This is a genomic window from Pseudonocardia sp. TRM90224, from assembly GCF_021245725.1.
Taxonomy (GTDB): Bacteria; Actinomycetota; Actinomycetes; order Mycobacteriales; family Pseudonocardiaceae; genus Pseudonocardia.
In genome coordinates, this window is the sequence record NZ_JAJGSX010000008.1 from 174561 (window position 1) to 192071 (window position 17511).

The 17511-nt window shown below is 72.3% G+C and carries 18 protein-coding genes; 8 read left to right on the top strand and 10 right to left on the bottom strand.

Going from position 1 to position 17511, the window contains the following annotated elements; all coding sequences use genetic code 11:
• Nucleotides 1-73 precede the first annotated feature (73 nt).
• Nucleotides 74-964, top strand: a complete 891-nt coding sequence (locus LL648_RS15510; RefSeq protein WP_232663252.1) for a helix-turn-helix transcriptional regulator — start codon at nt 74-76, stop codon at nt 962-964.
• A gap of 12 nt (nt 965-976) precedes the next feature.
• On the opposite strand, the gene LL648_RS15515 is transcribed toward LL648_RS15510, so the two are convergent.
• Nucleotides 977-1576, bottom strand: coding sequence for a DinB family protein (locus LL648_RS15515; RefSeq protein WP_232663253.1), 600 nt, complete (start codon nt 1574-1576; stop codon nt 977-979).
• A 167-nt stretch (nt 1577-1743) separates the two neighbouring features.
• Between LL648_RS15515 and LL648_RS15520 the strand changes: the two genes are divergently transcribed.
• The 4 genes from LL648_RS15520 to LL648_RS15535 are packed head-to-tail and all read left to right on the top strand — an operon-like array spanning nt 1744 to nt 6339.
• A complete protein-coding gene (locus tag LL648_RS15520) occupies nt 1744-3066 on the top strand; it encodes a phenylacetate--CoA ligase family protein (protein ID WP_232663254.1) in 1323 nt (440 codons plus the stop codon).
• Entirely contained in the window at nt 3066-3266 is a 201-nt protein-coding gene (locus LL648_RS15525; RefSeq protein WP_232663255.1) for a hypothetical protein, read from the top strand. The genes LL648_RS15520 and LL648_RS15525 overlap by 1 nt, the downstream gene beginning before the upstream one ends.
• Before the next feature lies 1 nt (nt 3267).
• Complete coding sequence (locus LL648_RS15530; protein WP_232663256.1) at nt 3268-5553, top strand: bifunctional salicylyl-CoA 5-hydroxylase/oxidoreductase; 2286 nt, start codon at nt 3268-3270, stop codon at nt 5551-5553.
• Nucleotides 5554-5598: 45 nt separating this feature from the next.
• Nucleotides 5599-6339, top strand: coding sequence for a hypothetical protein (locus LL648_RS15535; RefSeq protein WP_232663257.1), 741 nt, complete (start codon nt 5599-5601; stop codon nt 6337-6339).
• Nucleotides 6340-6512: 173 nt separating this feature from the next.
• Here LL648_RS15535 and LL648_RS15540 read toward each other — a convergent pair whose 3' ends face one another.
• From LL648_RS15540 to LL648_RS15560, 5 genes are all read right to left on the bottom strand, one after another.
• Nucleotides 6513-8483 carry a sensor histidine kinase gene (locus LL648_RS15540; RefSeq protein WP_232663258.1) on the bottom strand — a complete coding sequence of 657 codons (1971 nt, stop codon included), beginning with the start codon at nt 8481-8483 and terminating at the stop codon, nt 6513-6515.
• A 106-nt stretch (nt 8484-8589) separates the two neighbouring features.
• Complete coding sequence (locus LL648_RS15545) at nt 8590-8811, bottom strand: hypothetical protein (protein WP_232663259.1); 222 nt, start codon at nt 8809-8811, stop codon at nt 8590-8592.
• Entirely contained in the window at nt 8805-9221 is a 417-nt protein-coding gene (locus LL648_RS15550; RefSeq protein WP_232663260.1) for a hypothetical protein, read from the bottom strand. The genes LL648_RS15545 and LL648_RS15550 overlap by 7 nt, the downstream gene beginning before the upstream one ends.
• A gap of 25 nt (nt 9222-9246) precedes the next feature.
• Nucleotides 9247-11496, bottom strand: coding sequence for a TOMM precursor leader peptide-binding protein (locus LL648_RS15555; RefSeq protein ID WP_232663261.1), 2250 nt, complete (start codon nt 11494-11496; stop codon nt 9247-9249).
• Nucleotides 11496-11651 (bottom strand): hypothetical protein, encoded by a 156-nt coding sequence (locus LL648_RS15560; RefSeq protein WP_232663262.1) that lies wholly within the window; start codon nt 11649-11651, stop codon nt 11496-11498. Before LL648_RS15560 ends, LL648_RS15555 begins: the two co-directional genes overlap by 1 nt.
• 359 nt (nt 11652-12010) lie before the next feature.
• On the opposite strand from LL648_RS15560, the gene LL648_RS15565 reads away from it, so the two are divergent.
• On the top strand, nt 12011-13009 hold the full coding sequence (locus tag LL648_RS15565; protein ID WP_232663263.1) for an ATP-binding cassette domain-containing protein: 999 nt from the start codon (nt 12011-12013) through the stop codon (nt 13007-13009).
• Nucleotides 13006-13815: an ABC transporter permease gene (locus LL648_RS15570; protein WP_232663264.1), complete on the top strand. Its 810-nt coding sequence runs from the start codon at nt 13006-13008 to the stop codon at nt 13813-13815. Before LL648_RS15565 ends, LL648_RS15570 begins: the two co-directional genes overlap by 4 nt.
• Nucleotides 13816-14110: 295 nt before the next feature.
• Here LL648_RS15570 and LL648_RS15575 read toward each other — a convergent pair whose 3' ends face one another.
• Genes LL648_RS15575 through LL648_RS15585 form a run of 3 tightly spaced genes read right to left on the bottom strand, consistent with a single transcriptional unit; the run spans nt 14111 to nt 15772 of the window.
• Nucleotides 14111-14707 (bottom strand): DUF7711 family protein, encoded by a 597-nt coding sequence (locus tag LL648_RS15575; RefSeq protein ID WP_232663265.1) that lies wholly within the window; start codon nt 14705-14707, stop codon nt 14111-14113.
• A 23-nt stretch (nt 14708-14730) separates the two neighbouring features.
• Entirely contained in the window at nt 14731-15417 is a 687-nt protein-coding gene (locus tag LL648_RS15580; protein WP_232663266.1) for a DUF6882 domain-containing protein, read from the bottom strand.
• Nucleotides 15401-15772, bottom strand: coding sequence for a winged helix-turn-helix transcriptional regulator (locus LL648_RS15585; RefSeq protein ID WP_232663267.1), 372 nt, complete (start codon nt 15770-15772; stop codon nt 15401-15403). The genes LL648_RS15580 and LL648_RS15585 overlap by 17 nt, the downstream gene beginning before the upstream one ends.
• A 71-nt stretch (nt 15773-15843) precedes the next feature.
• On the opposite strand from LL648_RS15585, the gene LL648_RS15590 reads away from it, so the two are divergent.
• Nucleotides 15844-16494, top strand: coding sequence for an NAD(P)-dependent oxidoreductase (locus tag LL648_RS15590; protein ID WP_232663268.1), 651 nt, complete (start codon nt 15844-15846; stop codon nt 16492-16494).
• 118 nt (nt 16495-16612) lie between these two features.
• Here the strand turns inward: LL648_RS15590 and dapA are convergent, their stop codons facing one another.
• A complete protein-coding gene (gene dapA, locus LL648_RS15595) occupies nt 16613-17482 on the bottom strand; it encodes a 4-hydroxy-tetrahydrodipicolinate synthase (RefSeq protein ID WP_232663269.1) in 870 nt (289 codons plus the stop codon).
• Nucleotides 17483-17511 lie beyond the last annotated feature (29 nt).

Sequence of the window (17511 nt, forward strand, 5' to 3'; positions counted from 1 at the left end):
TGGAGAAGTCAGGATGACTACCTCGTACGCACCGACGGAGACTCCGCGACCGCCGGTTCACCTGCTCGCCCCGATGGCAGAACCGATGTCGCACCCGGCGGTCCGAACGGCCGTCGAAATCATGTACGAGGAGTATTACGAACCGATCACGCTCGCTTATCTGTCGCGCCGGGTCTTCATCAGCCCGTTCCATTTCTCCCGGTTGTTCTCCCGGGTCACCGGGGCCACGCCGGGGCGGTTCCTCACCGCGGTGCGCCTGTTCGAAGCGAAGCGGCTGCTGCTCGACTCCGACCTGACGGTGTCGGACGTCGTCTGCGCCGTCGGGTACTCCAGCGTCGGCACGTTCACCACCCGGTTCACCAGGGCGGTCGGCATGACGCCGTCGCAGTACCGGGATCCGCGGATGCGCGACCAGCTCGTCGCAATCTCGCCGCACTACCACCGGCTGCCGTCGCTCGCCGTGCTGCGCGAGTCGACGCTGCGGGAGTCGACCTTGCGCGAGTCGGCGCTGCGGCACGCGCTGCGCACCGGTTCGAGGAGCGGGCGGGCCACCTTGTCCGCCCGGATCGAGCTGCCGCACGGGGTGTCCGCGGCGAACGTCCTGGTCTGCGCATTCGCCGACGACATCCCGCAGCGCGCGCCGGTGGCCTTCGGCGGCCTCACGGGGCAGTCCGGGACGGCGACCGTCGAGCTGCGGGGGGTGCCCACCGGGCAGTGGCGGGTGCACGTCGCCGCGGAGCATCGCGGACCGCAGGGCAACTCGGTGCTGACCGTCGGAGCGATCCAGCGCGCGGCCACGGTCGTCGACGACGAGACGATCGTGCTGCGCATGCGCACCCGGGCGATCCGGCCCACGGACCCACCGATCGCCGTCACGCTGTCCAGCCGCTCGGGATCGCTCACCCCGAGCGGGCCGCAGGCCGCCCTGAGCGCGATCCCCGTGCGCCGATTGACTGCGGTCTGAGCGTCAGGCCGGTCAGGCGGGCGCCAGAAGGGTGTCCGGCTTCGGCTGGTAGGGCTGGAAGAAGTCGTTGGCGGGCGCGCCGGCCAGGGTGAGCACCAGCGTCGGCACCGAAACGCCGTCGATCTGCTCGCGGATGATGTCGGCGTGCCCCGCGTGGCGGGCGAACTCCTCGATCATGTGCACCAGGTAGTACCGGGCGTGGATCGGCCTGGCGTCGAAGATCCCGTGCCACGGCATTGGCGGCGACACGGTGTCGCGGCCCGGGTCGGTCGCGGCCACCAGGGCCATCACCTCGGCCCGCACCCGGTCGAACTCCTCGATGGTCGCGGCCACCGTCTCGTCGTCGCGCACGGCGAAGCTGTCGGTGAACGCGGCGTACGCCGCCCCGTCCATCGGCCGCTCGGTGACCTCCGTCCGCAGCCGCACCGACCCTCCCCGCATGACGTATGTGGCGTGCTTGATGATCCCGCCGACCGACAACGCACTGCGGCACGGCGTCTCGCGGGCCTGCTCCTCGGTCAAGCCGAACGCGGCGGCACGAATGGCCGTGAGCTGCTGGTCGATGTAGTTGACGAGGCCGGTGACCTCGTCGTGCTGGGCGGGTTCGTACATGAGTGCCGTCCTCCGGGTTCGATGTGTGGGCACCACTCTGCCGCGCCTGGGAGCGCAGCAAGACGTCCCCCTCCTGGTGTCACAGCAACTCATAAGACGTGACGGCATCCGCAGCGGCGGACGATTTGTTTCGGTGACTTGTTTCGGTGACTACCGACGGAGGCGCGATGAGCGGGCTGCAGTTCTGGAACCCGAAGACCGAGCGGCTGCCGCGCGACGAGCTGCGCGGCCTGCAATTGGCCAAGCTGCGCCGCCTGGCCGAATGGGCCCAGGTTCGCAGTCCGCACTACCGGCGGACGTTCGCCGCGGCCGGGTTCCGCCCCGAGCAGCTGCGCACATGGGCCGACATCGACCGCATCCCGTTCCTCACCCGCGACGAATGGATGCACAGCCAGGAGCAGCACCCGCCCTACGGCGATCTCCCGGTGGTGGGGCCCGAGTCCGCGATCCGCGTGCACACCACCAGCGGCACCTCCGGGCGCATGCCGCTGCGAGCGCTGGACGGCCGCAAGGACTGGGCCTGGACCGCCGAGATGTGGTGCTACGCACTCTGGGCGGCGGGTGTGCGGCCGCACGACGTCGGCTACGTGGCGTTCGGGTACGGCTCGTTCATCGGCTTCTGGGGCCTGCACAACGGGCTGGAGCGGCTCGGTGCGCTGACCGTTCCCGGCGGGGCGCAGACCACCGCGAACCGGGTCAAGCAGATCGTCGACTTCGGCGCCACCGTCGTCGCCTCCACCCCGACCTACGCGCTGCGCCTCGCCGCGGAGGCCGAGGCCGCGGGCGTCGACCTGCGCGGCGGCCCGGTGCACACGCTGATCCTGACCGGCGAGCCCGCGGGGTCGATCCCGGAGACGAAGGCGATCATCGAGGAGCGCTGGGGAGCGAAGGCCCTCGACACCGCCGGCATGACCGAGGTGTCGACGGTGATCATGTTCGAGCCGGCCGAGCAGCCCGGCGGCTGCCACATCATCGAAGACCACTTCATCGAGCAGGTGATCGATCCGGAGACCGGCCGGGAGGTCGGCTACGGCGAGCGCGGCGAGCGCATCTGCACCTCGTTCGGGCGCAGCACCACGCCGCTGCTGCGCTACCGCACCGCCGACCTGGTGGTGAAGGTGCCGAGTCCGACCGAACGCACCTGGGACCTCTACCAGGGCGGCATCATCGGCCGCGTCGACGACATGAAGCTGGTGCGCGGCACCAACGTCTACCCCCGCGCCATCGAGTCCATCGTGCGCGGGTTCGACGGCATCGAGGAGTTCCAGGTGCGCATCGAGCGCATCGGCGAACGCGACGAGATCACCCTCGCCCTGGAGCCCGTCGCGACGATGGGCGACGGGCCGTGGACGCAGCTCGCCGACGCCGTCCGCGCCGACCTGGCCGGGGCGCACGAGGGCCTGCGCTTCCACATCGAGCGCGCCGCCCCCGACGCGCTGCCCCGCTTCGAGCTCAAGGCCAAGCGCCTGACCGACCTGAGGAGCGCGTGATGGCGACCGACCTGCTGGGGCGAGCCACCACTGCCGAGGAGGACGCGGTGCTGGCCGTCTACGACCAGCTGCGGGCGCTGGTCGCGACCGACCTCCCGCCGTGCACCGCCGCCGGACTGCGTGCCGCGCTGGCGGACGTCGCGACCGTGGTCACCGACCTGGGGCTGAGGTTCGAGCACCTGCTCGACGAGGGGGTCTGACGTGCGCATCGCCACCGTCGGCGGCGGGCCGGGCGGGCTGTTCAGCGCGATCCTGCTGAAGAAGTCCGACCCCGCCCGCGAGATCACCGTCTACGAGCGCAACGCCGCCGACGACACGTTCGGCTTCGGCGTCGTCTTCTCCCAGGAGACCCTCGACAACATCGCCGCCGCCGACCCCGCGTCGTTCGGCCGCATCGAGGCCGAGTTCCGCTGCTGGAGCGCCGTCGACATCGACTTCCTCGGCGTCCGCGAACGCTCCGACGGCCACGCGTACGCCGCTCTGGAACGCAAGCGGCTCCTCGCGATCCTCGGTGAGCGTGCCGACGAGCTGGGCGTCGACGTCCGCTACCGCACCGAGGCCCCCGACCTCACGGTCTTGAAGGGCGAAAACGACCTGGTCATCGCCTCGGACGGGGCGAACTCGCTCGTGCGCACCGAGCTGGCCCACCGGTTCGGCCCGAGCCTCGACCGCCGATCCGCCAAGTACATCTGGCTCGGCACCACCCTCGCCGTCGACTGCTTCAGGTTCTTCTTCGTCGAGACCGAGTTCGGTCTGATCTGGGCGCACGTCTACCCGTTCGACGCCGAGCGCGCCACGTTCATCGTCGAGACCGACGAGCGGACCTGGCGCCGCGCCGGCCTCGACGCGTTCGCCGCCGTTCCCCGTGGACCGGGGCAGAACGACGAGGCCACGATCGCCTTCTGCGAGCGCATCTTCGCCGAGCACCTCGACGGGCACGCCCTGATCGGCAACAACTCCGGCTGGCTCAACTTCGCGGTGATCCGCAACGACAGCTGGTCGGCCGACAACGTCGCGCTCGTCGGCGACGCCGCCCACACCGCCCACTTCTCCATCGGCTCGGGCACCAAGCTGGCGCTGGAGGACGCGATCAGCCTCGCGACGTCCGTCGATCGCGAGCCCGGCGTCGACGCCGCGCTCAAGGCCTACGCCGAGGACCGGCAGCCCGTCGTCGCGTCGCTGCAACGCGCCGCCCAGACCAGCTTGGAGTGGTTCGAAGGCGCCGCCCGCTACCGCCACCTGCCGCCGGAGCAGTTCGTGTTCCAGCTGCTCACCCGCAGCCAGCGGGTCACCTACGACAACCTCCGGCTGCGCGACGCCGAATACGTCGCCCGCCTGGACCGCTGGCTCACCGACCGCACGCGCTCGACGGGACTGCCCGTCGCCGACGGCACCCCGCCGATGTTCCACCCCTACAAGCTGCGCGGCATGGAGCTGGCCAACCGGATCGTCGTCTCCCCGATGGCGCAGTACTCCGCCGCCGACGGCATGCCCACCGAGTGGCACCTCGTCCACCTCGGCGGGCGCGCGGTCGGCGGCGCCGGGCTCGTCATGACCGAGATGACCTGCACCTCCCCCGACGCCCGGATCACCACCGGCTGCCCCGGCATCTGGACCGACGCCCAGGCCGCCGCATGGGCGCGCGTCGTCGACTTCGTGCACGCGAACAGCCACGCGAAGATCGGGATGCAGCTCGGGCACGCCGGCCGCAAGGGCTCCACCAAGGTCATGTGGGAAGGCATCGACGACCCGCTCGACGACGAGGGCGGCTGGGAGATCATCGGCCCCTCACCGATCCCGTACCGCACCGACAGCGCCGTACCCCGGGAGATGACGCAGGACGACGTCGACGCCGTGATCGCCGATCACGTCGCTGCCGCCCGGCGCGCGGCCACCGCGGGGTTCGACCTGCTGGAGCTGCACTTCGCGCACGGCTACCTGGTGTCGAGCTTCCTCTCGCCGCTGTCCAACCACCGCACCGACCGCTATGGCGGCGACCTGGCCGGACGCGCCCGATTCGCGTGCGAGCTGCTCGCGGCGGTGCGGGCGACGTGGCCGGACGACCGCCCGATCAGCGTGCGGATCAGCGCCACCGACTGGGTCGACGGCGGCTTCACCGGCGACGACGCCGTTGCCCTCGCCCGGCTGCTGGCAGCGCACGGCGCCGACATCATCGACGTCTCCACCGGCCAGACCAGCACCGATGCCGACCCCACGTACGGGCGGCTGTACCAGACCCCGTTCGCCGACAGGATCCGCCAGGAGACCGGGATCCCGACGATGACGGTCGGCGCGATCGCGTCGGTCGAGGACGCCAACACGATCATCGCCGGCGGCCGCGCCGACCTCTGCTGCCTCGCCCGCCCGCACCTCGTCGACCCCTACTGGACGCTCAACGCCGCGCTGGACCAGGGCTTCGACGGGCACCCGGTGCCGGTGCAGTACCGCGCGGGGCTGGGCGCGCGGCGGCGGGCACAGGTGCCCTGACGGTGAATTCGGAGGCCTGCTCAGTGGCGGCCTAACATGATCGGGATGGAGTTCGAGGACGGTCCGACCGGCTACCCGGGCTTCCGGGTCGATCGCCCGCCGCGGCTGCGGGCGCTCCCGATCACGCTTCGGCGGATCGGCCGGGCCAAGATGACCGGGATCCGGTTCTTCAGCGCGACCGTCCGTGGCGAGTCGTTCCTGTTCGAGCCGTGGCTCGTGACCTTCGTCGAGGAGCGCGACCGGATGCGGTGCGTCGGCGTGTACCGGACCGACGACGAGTCACCCGACGACGACCCGGCCGAGCCGTGGCTGTGCGTGCGCCGATCGGTCTGGGAGCGCGATGCCGACATCGACCGGGCCGAGCAGGCCGACGACCTGCGCTCATACCTCGCCGCCGGGCCCCAGATCGTGGACCGGTTCCTCCTGACCAACCGGATCCGGCACCCGCACGTCGCCGAGGTGACGGACGCGGCGATCTCCGCGCTCGCCGACGGGGTGTCCGTCGAGCCCGTCCGGCGGCCCGACAGCGAGTGGCAGTACGTGGAGGTGGATCTGGCCGACGACCGCTCGATGGCCAGCATCGCCTACAGCCCCATCGTGACGCGCAGCGATGTCCTCGAGTCGGTCCTCTCCACGTGGCTGCCGGCCGTCGAGGACCTGGCCGACGGGGACGGGCTGGCCCCGGACGGGCCGCTGCGGATCAGCATCGAGCGCTCCGTCCCCGAGCTGGTGAACGCCCAGCTGTGGGTGCAGGGCCGCCGGACGGATCGCCCGGAAGGCACCTGACGGTCTGGGCACGCGAGGGCACCTGCCGGCGTCGACCATGATCACCCGCTGGGTGCACGAACCGACCAAAATGGGTCGTTCACGCGCCCAGACGGTGATCATGAGCCCGTCCCCGCGGCCCGCCGACCTTTCCGCGAGCCGGGAGACCGGGCCCACGACTCACTCGGCGCGCGCTAGTTGGCCGCCGGAGCGTCGTCGTCGGGCGACATCGTCCACGTGCGCATCTGCCCGTCCCGCCGGCGGACGTCCGGGCCGGTCTCGGCCGGCACGCTCGCCCGCAGCCGGTACACAGGCCCTTCCGCGACGGCGACGAGCAAGCCACCCAGCGCCTCGACCCGGTCGGTGACGCTGCGCAGGCCGGTGCCGCTCGCGGCGTCCTGGCGAACGTGGGGCGGCTCCTCGGCGCCGTCGTTGACGATCTCCAGGGTGGCCCGGCCCCCGGCGTGGCGCAGCGAGATCTCGCACCACTGCGCGGAGCTGTGCCGCAGCACGTTGGTGGCGCCCTCGCGCAGGACGGTGGCGAGCACGGTGCCCGGCGCCCCGGTCGGCGAGCTGCCCTCGCGCACCAGGCGGACCCGGACCTCGGCGGAGCGCAGCGCCGCCTCGACCGCGAGGCACTCCTGTTCGATGGAGAGCTCTCGCTCCCCGCCGATCAGGGAGCGGACCTCCGCGAGCGAGCGCCGCGCAGTCACGAGCACGTCGTGCAGCTCGTCGCGCGCCCGATCCGGGGCCTGCTCCAGCAGCCGGCCGGTGAGGTCGCACTTCAGCGTGATCGCCGAGAGCCCGAGGCCGAGCAGGTCGTGCACGTCGCGGGCGAAGCGGACCCGTTCCTGGTCGACCGCCGCCGAGCGGAGCTGCTCGCGCTTCCCCTCGATCTCCAGCACGAGGCGGTCGATGGTGCCCAGGCCGTAGACGATCGCGGTCACCAGCACGAAGCCGATGCCGGCATAGGTCACCGCCGCACCCAGCTCGTCGGACGGCACATGGGACGCGAGCAGGACGGTGCTCACCCCCAGCAGCACCGACGTCGCGGCGCCCACCGCCGAGAAGCCGAACATGACCAGCACCGCACCCGCGGCGAGGTTGCTCCCTGCCGCCGCAGGCAGGACCGGAGACAGCAGGCTGGGCAGGAAGACCAGTGCCGACATCAGCAGGAGCAGCCCGAAGCGGGTGCGCAGCCGGTACTGCACGCTCCGCCGGCACGCCACCAGGACCAGCACGGCCAGGAGCACCCGGGCGGCGGAGAACACCAGCACCGGCAACGGCTCGGCGGTGGCGGCGGCGAACGCGATCGCCACGACCGTGAAGTCGGCCAGGACGATCACCAGCGCCGTGCGCCCGACGCGTGGCGCCAGCTCGCTCGCGGGCGGCAGCGCCGGCGGGTCGCCCCCGTCGTCGAGGTCCTGGCGGATCACCATCACCGTCCGCACGCTGGCGAGGGCACTCCGGGAGAGCGCCAACAACGTCGCCAGCTCTGCACGTGCCTCCGCCGGGCGCTGGTCGATCAGCCGGGCCACGAGCGCGCCGCGCATGGCGATCTCGGAAAGGCAATGGCCGAGGACGTCGTGGACGTCGCGCGCGCTGCGCACCCGTTCGCGGGCGACGGCGGTGCGGCGCAGCTGCTCACGGGCCGCGTGCGCGTCGTGCACCAGCCGGACCAGCACCGTCAGCCCGTAGACCGCGATCCCCCCGGTCACCGTGGACGTGACCGCGTAGACCAGCACGGCACCGCTGCCGTAGTCGGCGAACGGGCTGTCGGTCAGGCTGAGTGCGCTGATCGCCACCACGACCAGCACGAACACCGGCAGGCCGGCGGCAAGAGGCAGCACGATAAGGGCACTGCCGGCCAGCAACCCGGGGAAGCCGTACCAGATCGGCCCGAACTCGAGGATCGGCCCGAACACGAGCACGGCCTGGGCGGCGAGGGCCACCAGGCTCCAGGGCGGGCTGGGCCGCAGGTCGGGCCGGCTCAGGTAGCCCAGCTGCAGCGCGAGCAGTGCCACGACGATCACGCCGCCGAACAACGCCTCGCTGAAACTGCTGGTCGCGACGACGACACCGGCGATGGCCAGCCCGCCGTAGCCTGCGACCACAACCGCGAGCACCACTGTCGCCAGCGGCCGCGGCAGCAGGCGTGGCTCCACCAATGCAGCACGAAGACGTTGTGCCAACCCGTACCCCCCGGTCAGGGTCGCGTGCCGCGGGGCGGCACTCGCCGTCACCCTAACAGGTGAGGGGCATCACCGTGGGTCATCCGGTCGTTCCGGGCATTACGGTCGCAACAAATTCGGCCACACCCACCTCTACCGGCCGTTGAAGGCCCAACGCCTCGTCGTCGCCAGGGGCGCCGGCCGGCACGATGTGCGTGTTCGGCCCCATCGTCCGGGCCACCCGGTGCACCGCCTGCACGAGCGCACCGCCGGACAGGATCCATGACAGCCGCGCCGTGCGAGCGGTGACCGTGATCAGCAACGGCGGCCGCGTCCCGGCGCCTGGGCGCTGCGCGAGAGCAGCTCGCCCAACTCCCCGATCGTCCGTTCACCGGCCGGACGGCCCGGGGTGCCCGACCAACCCGACACCGGATCGTCGAACGGGCCGTGCGCCGGTCGAGGCAACAGGTACGTCACCGGGCCCCTATGGGCACCGCCACGGGGCGTGGGGACCCGACGGCGGCGGATCCGCGATCGACGCCGCCGCCGGGTTCGTCGTGCCGAGTGGCCTGCCTCGGATGTGCTGGAGGAAGTGCAGTTCGTGCCAGGCGAGCGCGGGTCGTCGTCCTCGACGAACCGACCGTCGGGGCCGGCGACCAGTGCGGCGCCGGCCGCGACGAGCGACCAGAAGCGCACGGTGGCCGCCGCGGGTTCGTTCGATCCGGCATCCATCCGGCCACCCCCGATCGGTCGGTCGTCACATGAACAGCGGCAGCGGGTTGAGCTGGTCGTGCGGGGTGGGCCGGCTCAGCTGCCCGGTCCGCACCGGCACGTCGAACAGCCGGCCCGGGCCGTAGCGCGACCAGAACGAGCGCAGGCCCGGCACCACGACCTTGACCACGGGCAGCCCGACGTCCGGCCTGGTCTGGTCGAGGACAAGTACGTCGTACCCCCGCTCGGCGAGCCGCTCCACCAGCTGCTCGACGTCCTCACGCAGGTCGGGCTGCCTGGGGAACGGGCGGGCCGGCGACGCCACCGCCGGGTGCGGCCGCAGGTAGGGCTGGTTCGCCAGCGTCGCGGTGGTGATCCATCGGTGCCAGTCGGGGTCGTCGGCCGGTCCCGACGCCGATGCGTCGGTGGACAGCGACTGGTTGAGCTCGGTCACCGCCCGGCGCGCGGCGACAGCCGGGTCCAGGTGCGCACCGAAGCCCAGCAGGATGCGCTCATCCCGCTGCCCGTAGCGGCGCGAGACCGCGGCCATCGTGGGCACCCCGAGATCGGAGGTCACGTCGAGCACCCACAGCTCGCGACCGATCCCGGCGTGGTGGGTGACCTGCGCGGCCAGCAGTGGATCACCCAGCCCGCCGAGGTCGACGGCACCGACGCGCAGCCGGTTGTACCACCAGATCGCCACGGCGTCCCGTTCCACGAGCTCGAGCAGCCCCTGCAGGACGGCGTCCTCGCGGCAGGTCCCGGCCGCGCACCCGTTGGAGTCGGCGTACAGCGACGCCGGCCCCGGCGCCCCGTAATACAGCATTGCCGTCGGCAGCAGCCGCCGCCGCCCGTCGGCGAGCGACCACAGCGGCGTCCAGTCCAGCTCGACCTCCGGGTCGAACGGGGGTGGCACCTGGTTGAAGGCGGAGTGCCGCGGGTTCCAGTCGGCGCGGCCGGCGAACTGCCGATCGTCGAACAGCAGGCAGGTGCGGGGGTCGACGGCAGGCCGACCCAGCGACCGCAGGCTTCCGCGCACCCGCCGCTCGTCGCCCTGCCAGGTGCCGCTGTAGCGCTCGACGGCCTCGCACAACGCGCCGACCTCGGCGTCCTGCGCGCACAGGCCCTTGCCGCCATTGACCGCGCGCACCCCGGCGCGCAGGGCCGTCAGGCCGTCCGTGCTGCGGGCGAGGTTGGCCCCGGATCGGTAGGCGTGCGCGAAGCCCGGCGCTCGCGGGTCCGGCACGACCCGCTTGACGATCCCGGTCACCGGGCTCACCAGGTGCCCGAACTCGGCCAGCGTCTCGGCCGGGGTCCGCGCGCGGTCCCCGCCACCGCTTCCGTCCACCTTCGGCGCTGATCGCAGCCGGAACGGCCGCGCCACCTGCTCGGCGACCACGTTCGGATCCCCGCAAGCCGGGCACTGCGGGCGGGGCGCCAGCGGGTGTCGCTCGCCGCTCAGGTCGTGGCTGTCGAGCACCCACACCGCCTCCTGGCCGGCGTAGCGCTCGCCGCCGAGCCACTTGGTCGCCTCCAGCGCGACCAGGTGCGCGACGGCGCCGGCCAGCGGCGGGACCGAGGACGGGGGACGCCGGGCCGGCTCGTCGTGGCCCAGCACGCGCTGCACGACCAGCTCGGCCCGCCGGTGGATCCGCAGCCGATCGGCCAGGCAGTGCCAGCACGCCCCGCCCGGCCGGAACACCGGGCCGATCCACACCCGGGTGCCCACCGCCTTGGTCAGCAGCCATGGGCGACCCGAGGCGCGGTGCGCGGCGTCGATCCCGGCCAGGCGCGGATCCAGGTAGTCCTCGGTCAGCACGACACCCAGCTCGGCGTTGGACGGGCCGGCCGACCCGCCGGGGTCCGGGCACACGGTCAGCCCGGCTCCGGCCAGCGCTGCCCGCACGAAGCCCGGGTCCATCGCGTCGCCGAGCACCGTCAACGACACGGGTCCGGTCGGCGCCGCCGTGGTGTAGTCGACCCCGCACGCGTCCCACCAGGCCAGCGCTCGCTCGTCGACGTCCGCCGCGGCCGGCGTCCCGTACTCGACGAGCCCCGCGTCGACCAGTTGTCGCAGCATCCCCGATACCTGCTCGGGCGCCAGCCCGCCGGGGCAGGCCGCCTGCACCGCGGCGAGGTCGGTCCGGCCGTCGAGCATCGCCGCCAGCTCCGCGACCGGAGCGCCCTGCAGCGCGGACACCCCGTCCTCGCTGAACAGGAACACCCCGGTTGCCCCGATCTCGGCGCGCAGATGCCGACGGAACCGGGGGACCAGGGTGTTTCCCGACGTGGTCATCAGGATGCAGGAATGATTATGGTGCCGCCGGACCAAGTGACCATGTGGTCGTCCGAATCGGTCCAGTTGTCGAACGACTCGATCACGAGCCGGGAAAACGATTCGCCCTCGCGGACGCCACTCGAACGGTCCTGAGCGATGACTCCGAGTTCCATGACGGCCTCCGGTGATTGGTCTGTCGGTGTGGCCCCAATGGTGATCGGCAGACCCTGGACACCGGTACGCCGCAGGTCACGAGTCCGACGATGCGTTTTTCCCTACCCGAATATGACGTGCGTCACTACCGATCGTGGAGGGCGTTCCGCACGCTCAGTAGCGGGCCGGATGAGAAACGCACATGGCATCGATGACCGCGGCACTTCATCGAGTCCCCCCAGCTCCTCGACCATATGCACCTACGGGCGCTACGCCGACCGGCGGGCCGGGTCGGCGATCTTCACCGATCTGTCAGCGGGCCCCGACATGACCGCCCTGACACGACACCGCCCCGACATGACAACGGAGGTATCCATTCATGGAGCACGCAATTCGGGTCCAAGGCCTGACGAAGCGATACGGCGACAACTTCGCCCTCGACGGGCTGAACCTCGAGGTGCGTTCCGGCACCGTGCTCGGCCTGCTCGGACCGAACGGCGCAGGCAAGACGACCACCGTGCGGGTGCTGGCCACACTGCTGCGGCCCGACGCCGGCCAGGCCACCGTGTGCGGCCTCGACGTGGTCCGCCGGGCCAACGACGTCCGCAAGCTCATCGGCCTGACCGGGCAGTACGCCGCCGTCGACGAGACCCTCACCGGTACCGAGAACCTGCTCTTCATCGGCCGGCTGCTCGGCCGGTCCCGCGCCGAGTCGCGGGCCCGCGCACGTGAGCTGCTCGCCGACTTCGACCTCGCCGACGCCGCCGACCGCCCGGCCAAGACCTACTCCGGAGGCATGCGGCGGCGGCTCGACATCGCCGCGAGCCTCGTCACCCGTCCCCAGGTGCTGTTCCTCGACGAACCCACCACCGGCCTGGACCCGCGCGCCCGACTCGACCTGTGGGCCACCGTCCGCGGTCTCGTCGCCGACGGGGTTACCGTGCTGCTCACCACGCAGTACCTCGACGAAGCCGATGCCCTCGCGAACGAGATCGCCGTCGTCGACCACGGCCGGGTCATCGCCCACGGCACCCCGGACGAGGTCAAGGCCACCACCAGCGCGCAGAGCCTGATCGTGAAGCCGAGTCTGGCCAGCGACATCCCGCTCGTGGCTTCGCTCATCGCGTCCATCACCGGCGCCACACCCGAGGTGGACGACTCGACCGTCACCGCCCCGGTGACCGGATCGACGATCCTGCCCAGCGCCGTGCGCCAGTTCGAGGAGCGCGGCATCACGATCAACGAGCTCTCCCTGCGCAGCGCCACCCTCGACGAGGTCTTCCTGTCCCTCACCGGCCGCTCCGCGCGCGAGCGCGACGCGGCGGGGACGGCGGAGACGGTCGACTCGCCCGACACGACGAAGGAGATCGCCGCATGACCGCGACGACGATCGCGCCCAACCCATCGGTCGCGTCCATCAACAACCCGCTCGCCGGAGTGAGCCAGTCGATGACGCTGGCCTGGCGCGCCCTCGTGCGCATCAAGCACGACCCGAGCGAGCTCATCGGCATGAGCATCCAGCCGACCATCTTCACCGTCATGTTCGCGCTGGTCTTCGGCGGCGCGATCGACGGCGACATCGCCACCTACGTGCAGTTCCTCATCCCCGGCATCCTCGTCGGGACCATGCTGTTCACCAGCATGGGCGTCGGGCACGGCATCAACGCCGACCTCAAGAAGGGCGTCTACGACCGGTTGCAGTCGCTGCCGATCGCACGGTGGGCCCCGCTGGCCGGGCGTGTCTTCGCCGACCAGGCGAAGCAGCTGTGGGCCATCGTCATCGCCGTTGTGGTCGGCCTGGTGATGGGCTTCCGGTTCGTCAACGGCATCGGCGGGATGCTCGCCGCCACCGCGCTCATCCTGGTCTTCGCCGCGGCGTTCGCCTGGATCGCGATCCTGCTCGGGATCCTCTCCAAGGAACCCGAGCAGCTCGACGTCTTCGGGTTCACCGTCCTGCTGCCGCTCAGCTTCGCCAGCGGCGTCTACTCCCCCACCGACGCCATGCCGGGCTGGCTGCAGTGGTTCGCCGACTACAACCCCGCCGGGATGCTCCTGAACGCCTGCCGCGGCCTCATCACCGGCGGCCCGGTCGCCGGGGCCGTCATCGGCACGCTCATCTGGTCCGTCGCGATCGTGGCGGTCTTCGCACCGCTCTCCGTCCGCGCGCTGCGTCGACGCACCTGACGACCACTCCACGAACCGCGGTGTCGCGGCGACCAACCCCCGGTCGCTGCGGCACCGCACTCGCGCGCCTTCGGCGCGGTGCTGCAGACGTCAGCGAGGGTGGGCGGTCCACACGCGAGGGCCGGGGCGCGGACGCCGCGCTGGCCGACTTGCGGGTGCTGATCGCTCTCACGGCAGCCCTCACCACCCGCAACTCACGAAGGCGCGCCTGGAAAGCCACTTTCCCGGCGCCTGGGGCTGGGAAGGTGGCTTTCCAGGCAACACGTGCGGGACGCACTCATCCCGGCCCGGTCGGCTACGTCCCCTGCACCGCGTCGAGCACGTCGAGGTAGCCCTCGCACGTGAGCCAGAGGCGGTCGGCGGCCGACGTCTGGGAGCCGCGGCCCCACCGCCGCTCGTCGTAGGCCTTCGTGTTGCGCCGCAGCGCCTGCAGGCACACCGCCAGCTCGTCGTCGATCCGCGCCCGCCGCTCCTCCGCGGTGGGCGCCTGCTGCCGGAAGGGCTCGGCCCGTGCGTTGGTGAGCGCGTCGAGCACCTTCTCGTCGACGCCGGCCTCGATGTCCCACACGAGCGCCGGCCGCTCGACCTCGTGGTTCCAGACGGGCGCGTGCATCGAGCGCCAGCAGACGCGCACGGGGTTCTTGTTGGTGCGTGTGGCGTTCATCCAGTGCTCCGCGCCCTGCGGTTCGGCGAGCCAGGGCAGGTCCTCGACCGGCAGGTCGACGACCAGCGCCGCCTGCACCTGGTCCAGGTCCCGCTGCTCGCCCAGGAGCTCGCCGAACGCCCAGACCTGCCGCACCCGCAGCGGGAAGATCGACTCCGGTTTGCCGGCCATGTCGCCGCACTGCTCGGCGAGCGACCGCAGGTGGTGCACCGCACGCGTCCACTTCACGCCGCGATTCTCGCGCAGCGGAGTCAGCCCATGCTCGGGCCCGTCCACGCGAGCCTGTTGCCGTTGTAGTGCAGCGACATCCCGCCGGTGGCGAACCGCAGCGTCAGCCCGCCGGGGATCTGCGACCACCAGCCGCCGAGCGCGTCGACGTAGCTCGCCGCGACCTCCGTCTGGTCGACGTCGGGGAAGTACTCGGCGACGAGCGTCAGCACCTGCTCGACCAGCGCGGGCTCGGGCTCGGCCGGCGCGGGGATCGCCGGGTCCTCCGTCAGCACGTAGAACCCGCCGCCGTGGTGCATCCGGAAGCCATTGGCCCCCTTCGCCCCGAGCACGCCCATCGCGACCAGCGTGATCCGCTTCGCGGCCTCGTCGAGGTCGTCCCACTCCCCGATCGGGACGCCGCCGGTGGTGAACTCGGGGACGTCGTGCTGGATGCCGTACATCCGCAGCCGCCACGAGGCGTCCTTCGTCCATGGCCAGCGCTCGAGCGAGCTGTCGGCCCAGCACCACGCGAGCACGCCGTGGTCGGGCAGCGTCGTGCCGAGCGGCGACATCGGCAGCGTCCGGTCGCCGACGCTGAACGTCCTCGCTTCGAGGTCGTACGCCCAGTTCGCGGCCTCCACCTCGGCGGCGAACACGAGCGACTGGTGGAACGCGAAAGCGGCGTGCCGTACGGCGAGCTCCTCGAACTGCTTACTGAAACGAGGCATGACCAGATTCTGCACGGGCTTGCTCGACGGCCGCCGCGTGGGCCCGCGTCCATGCGCAGGCGGCCTCGATCGGCCCGAACAGGGTGTGTCCCAGCGGTGTCAACGCGTACTCGACGTGCGGCGGGTTCTCGTCGAAGACGGTCCGCTCCACCATGCCGTCGCGCTCCATGGCCCGCAGCGACGCCGTCAGCACCTTCGCGCTGACCTGGTGCAGCGGCACCCGCAGCTCACCGAACCGGCGCGGGCCGCCCTGCAGGCACACGAGGATCTTCGCCGTCCACTTGTCGCCCACCCTGATCGGCGGCTTCGCCGTGCCGCAGCCGTCGAACATGGCGGGGTCGAGGGGCTCGCGCACACGACGAGCGTACGGCCGGTGGCGCTGGTTACGTTGCGGAAACCGGCCCCTCGGCTCCTACCGTCCGCTCCATGAGCAGCATCATCGTCTTCGGGGCGGGTGGCAGAGCAGGACGGCGAGCGGTCGCGGAGGCCGTCGCGCGCGGGCACGACGTGACCGCGGTGGTCCGGGCGGGGCACGAGGACCTCGCCGCGAACGGAGTGCGGCGGGTGACCGCCGACGTGACCGACGCGGCGGCCGTGGCGAAGGCGGCGGCCGGGCACGACGCCGCGATCACCGCGGCGACGCGGCTGGACGTCCCGGCGGTCGACTTCTACACAGCCGCGACGACAGCGCTGGTCGACGGCCTCACGGCGGCCGGCGTGCGCAGGCTCGTGCTGGTGGGGATCGGCTCGGTGCTGGAGGTCGAGCCGGGGCTCGCGTTCCACGACGCGCCCGGCTACCCGGCCGAGTACCGGCCGTTCTCGATTGGGCACGTCGCGCAGCTCGACGTGCTCGCGGGCGCGCCGGCCGAGCTGGACTGGCTCGTGCTCGCCCCACCGCCCACGATGCTCGACGCGGAGGCGCCGCGCACGGGCCGCTACCGCACCGGCGGCACCGCCGTCCTCCCGACGCAGCCCGACCGCTCCACGCTCTTCTCCTACGCCGACCTCGCCGTCGCGCTGCTGGACGAGATCGAGACACCCCGGCACCACCGCGCGCTGGTCGCGGTCGACCACTAGCGCCGAGGCCAGGCCCTGGGGTTGCCTGGAAAGCCACTTTCCCGGCGCCAGGTGCTGGGAAAGTGGCTTTCCAGGCACAACCTCGGCCACCCACCCCACCCGCCAGAACGTGACTCCGCTACGGGATGCGAGCCAGCGCCGCTTCCACCGCGGCCGGCGTGGCCGGGAGCAGCGGCAGCCGGACGTCGGCGGTCGGGATGCGGCCCTGGGCGTGCAGGACGCCCTTGATCACGCTCGGGTTCGGTTCGGCGAAGAGCGCGGCGGCGAGCGCGGCCAGCGGGGCGGCAGCGGCCCGTGCCGCGAGGGCATCGCCGCGGCGCCACGCGCCGACCATGGCCGCCCAGCGGTCCGTGGCGACGTGCGCGGAGGCGAGGATCCCGCCCGCGGCGCCGAGCGCGAGCAGCGGGCCGGCCATCACGTCGTCGCCGGCGAGCACCACGAAGTCCGGCGGCGGGTCGGCGAGCAGCACGACGGTGTCGGCGTCGAGGGCGGCGGTGGCCTGCTTCATCCCGACCACGCCGGGGATCGTGGCGAGCTCGCGCAGCGTCGCGCCGTCGACGGCGAGCCCGGTGCGGTGCGGCACGTTGTAGACCAGCAGGGGCAACGAGCTCGCCGCGGCCAGCTGCGTGAAGTGCGCGGCCACCCCGGCCGCGCTCGGCCGGGTGTAGGGCGGGACGGGCACCAGCGCCGCCGTCACACCGGGGACCCCGGCGAGGTCCCGCAGCGCGTCGACGCCCGCACGCGTGTTGTTGCCGCCCACGCCGACGAGGAGTGGCCGCCCGGCCGCGACCCGCGCGCAGGCGGTGATCACGGCCCGGCGCTCCACGGCGTCGAGCGTCGCGGGCTCGCCGGTCGTGCCGAGCGCGACGAGGCCGTCGGCGCCGTTGTCGAGGACGTCGCCGGCGAGCTTCTCGAGCGCGGCGACGTCCACCGCTCCGGTCGGGCCGAACGGGGTGACCAGTGGCACGAACAGTCCGCGGGGGCTCATACGCCGAACCCTGGAGGTCACGACCCAGC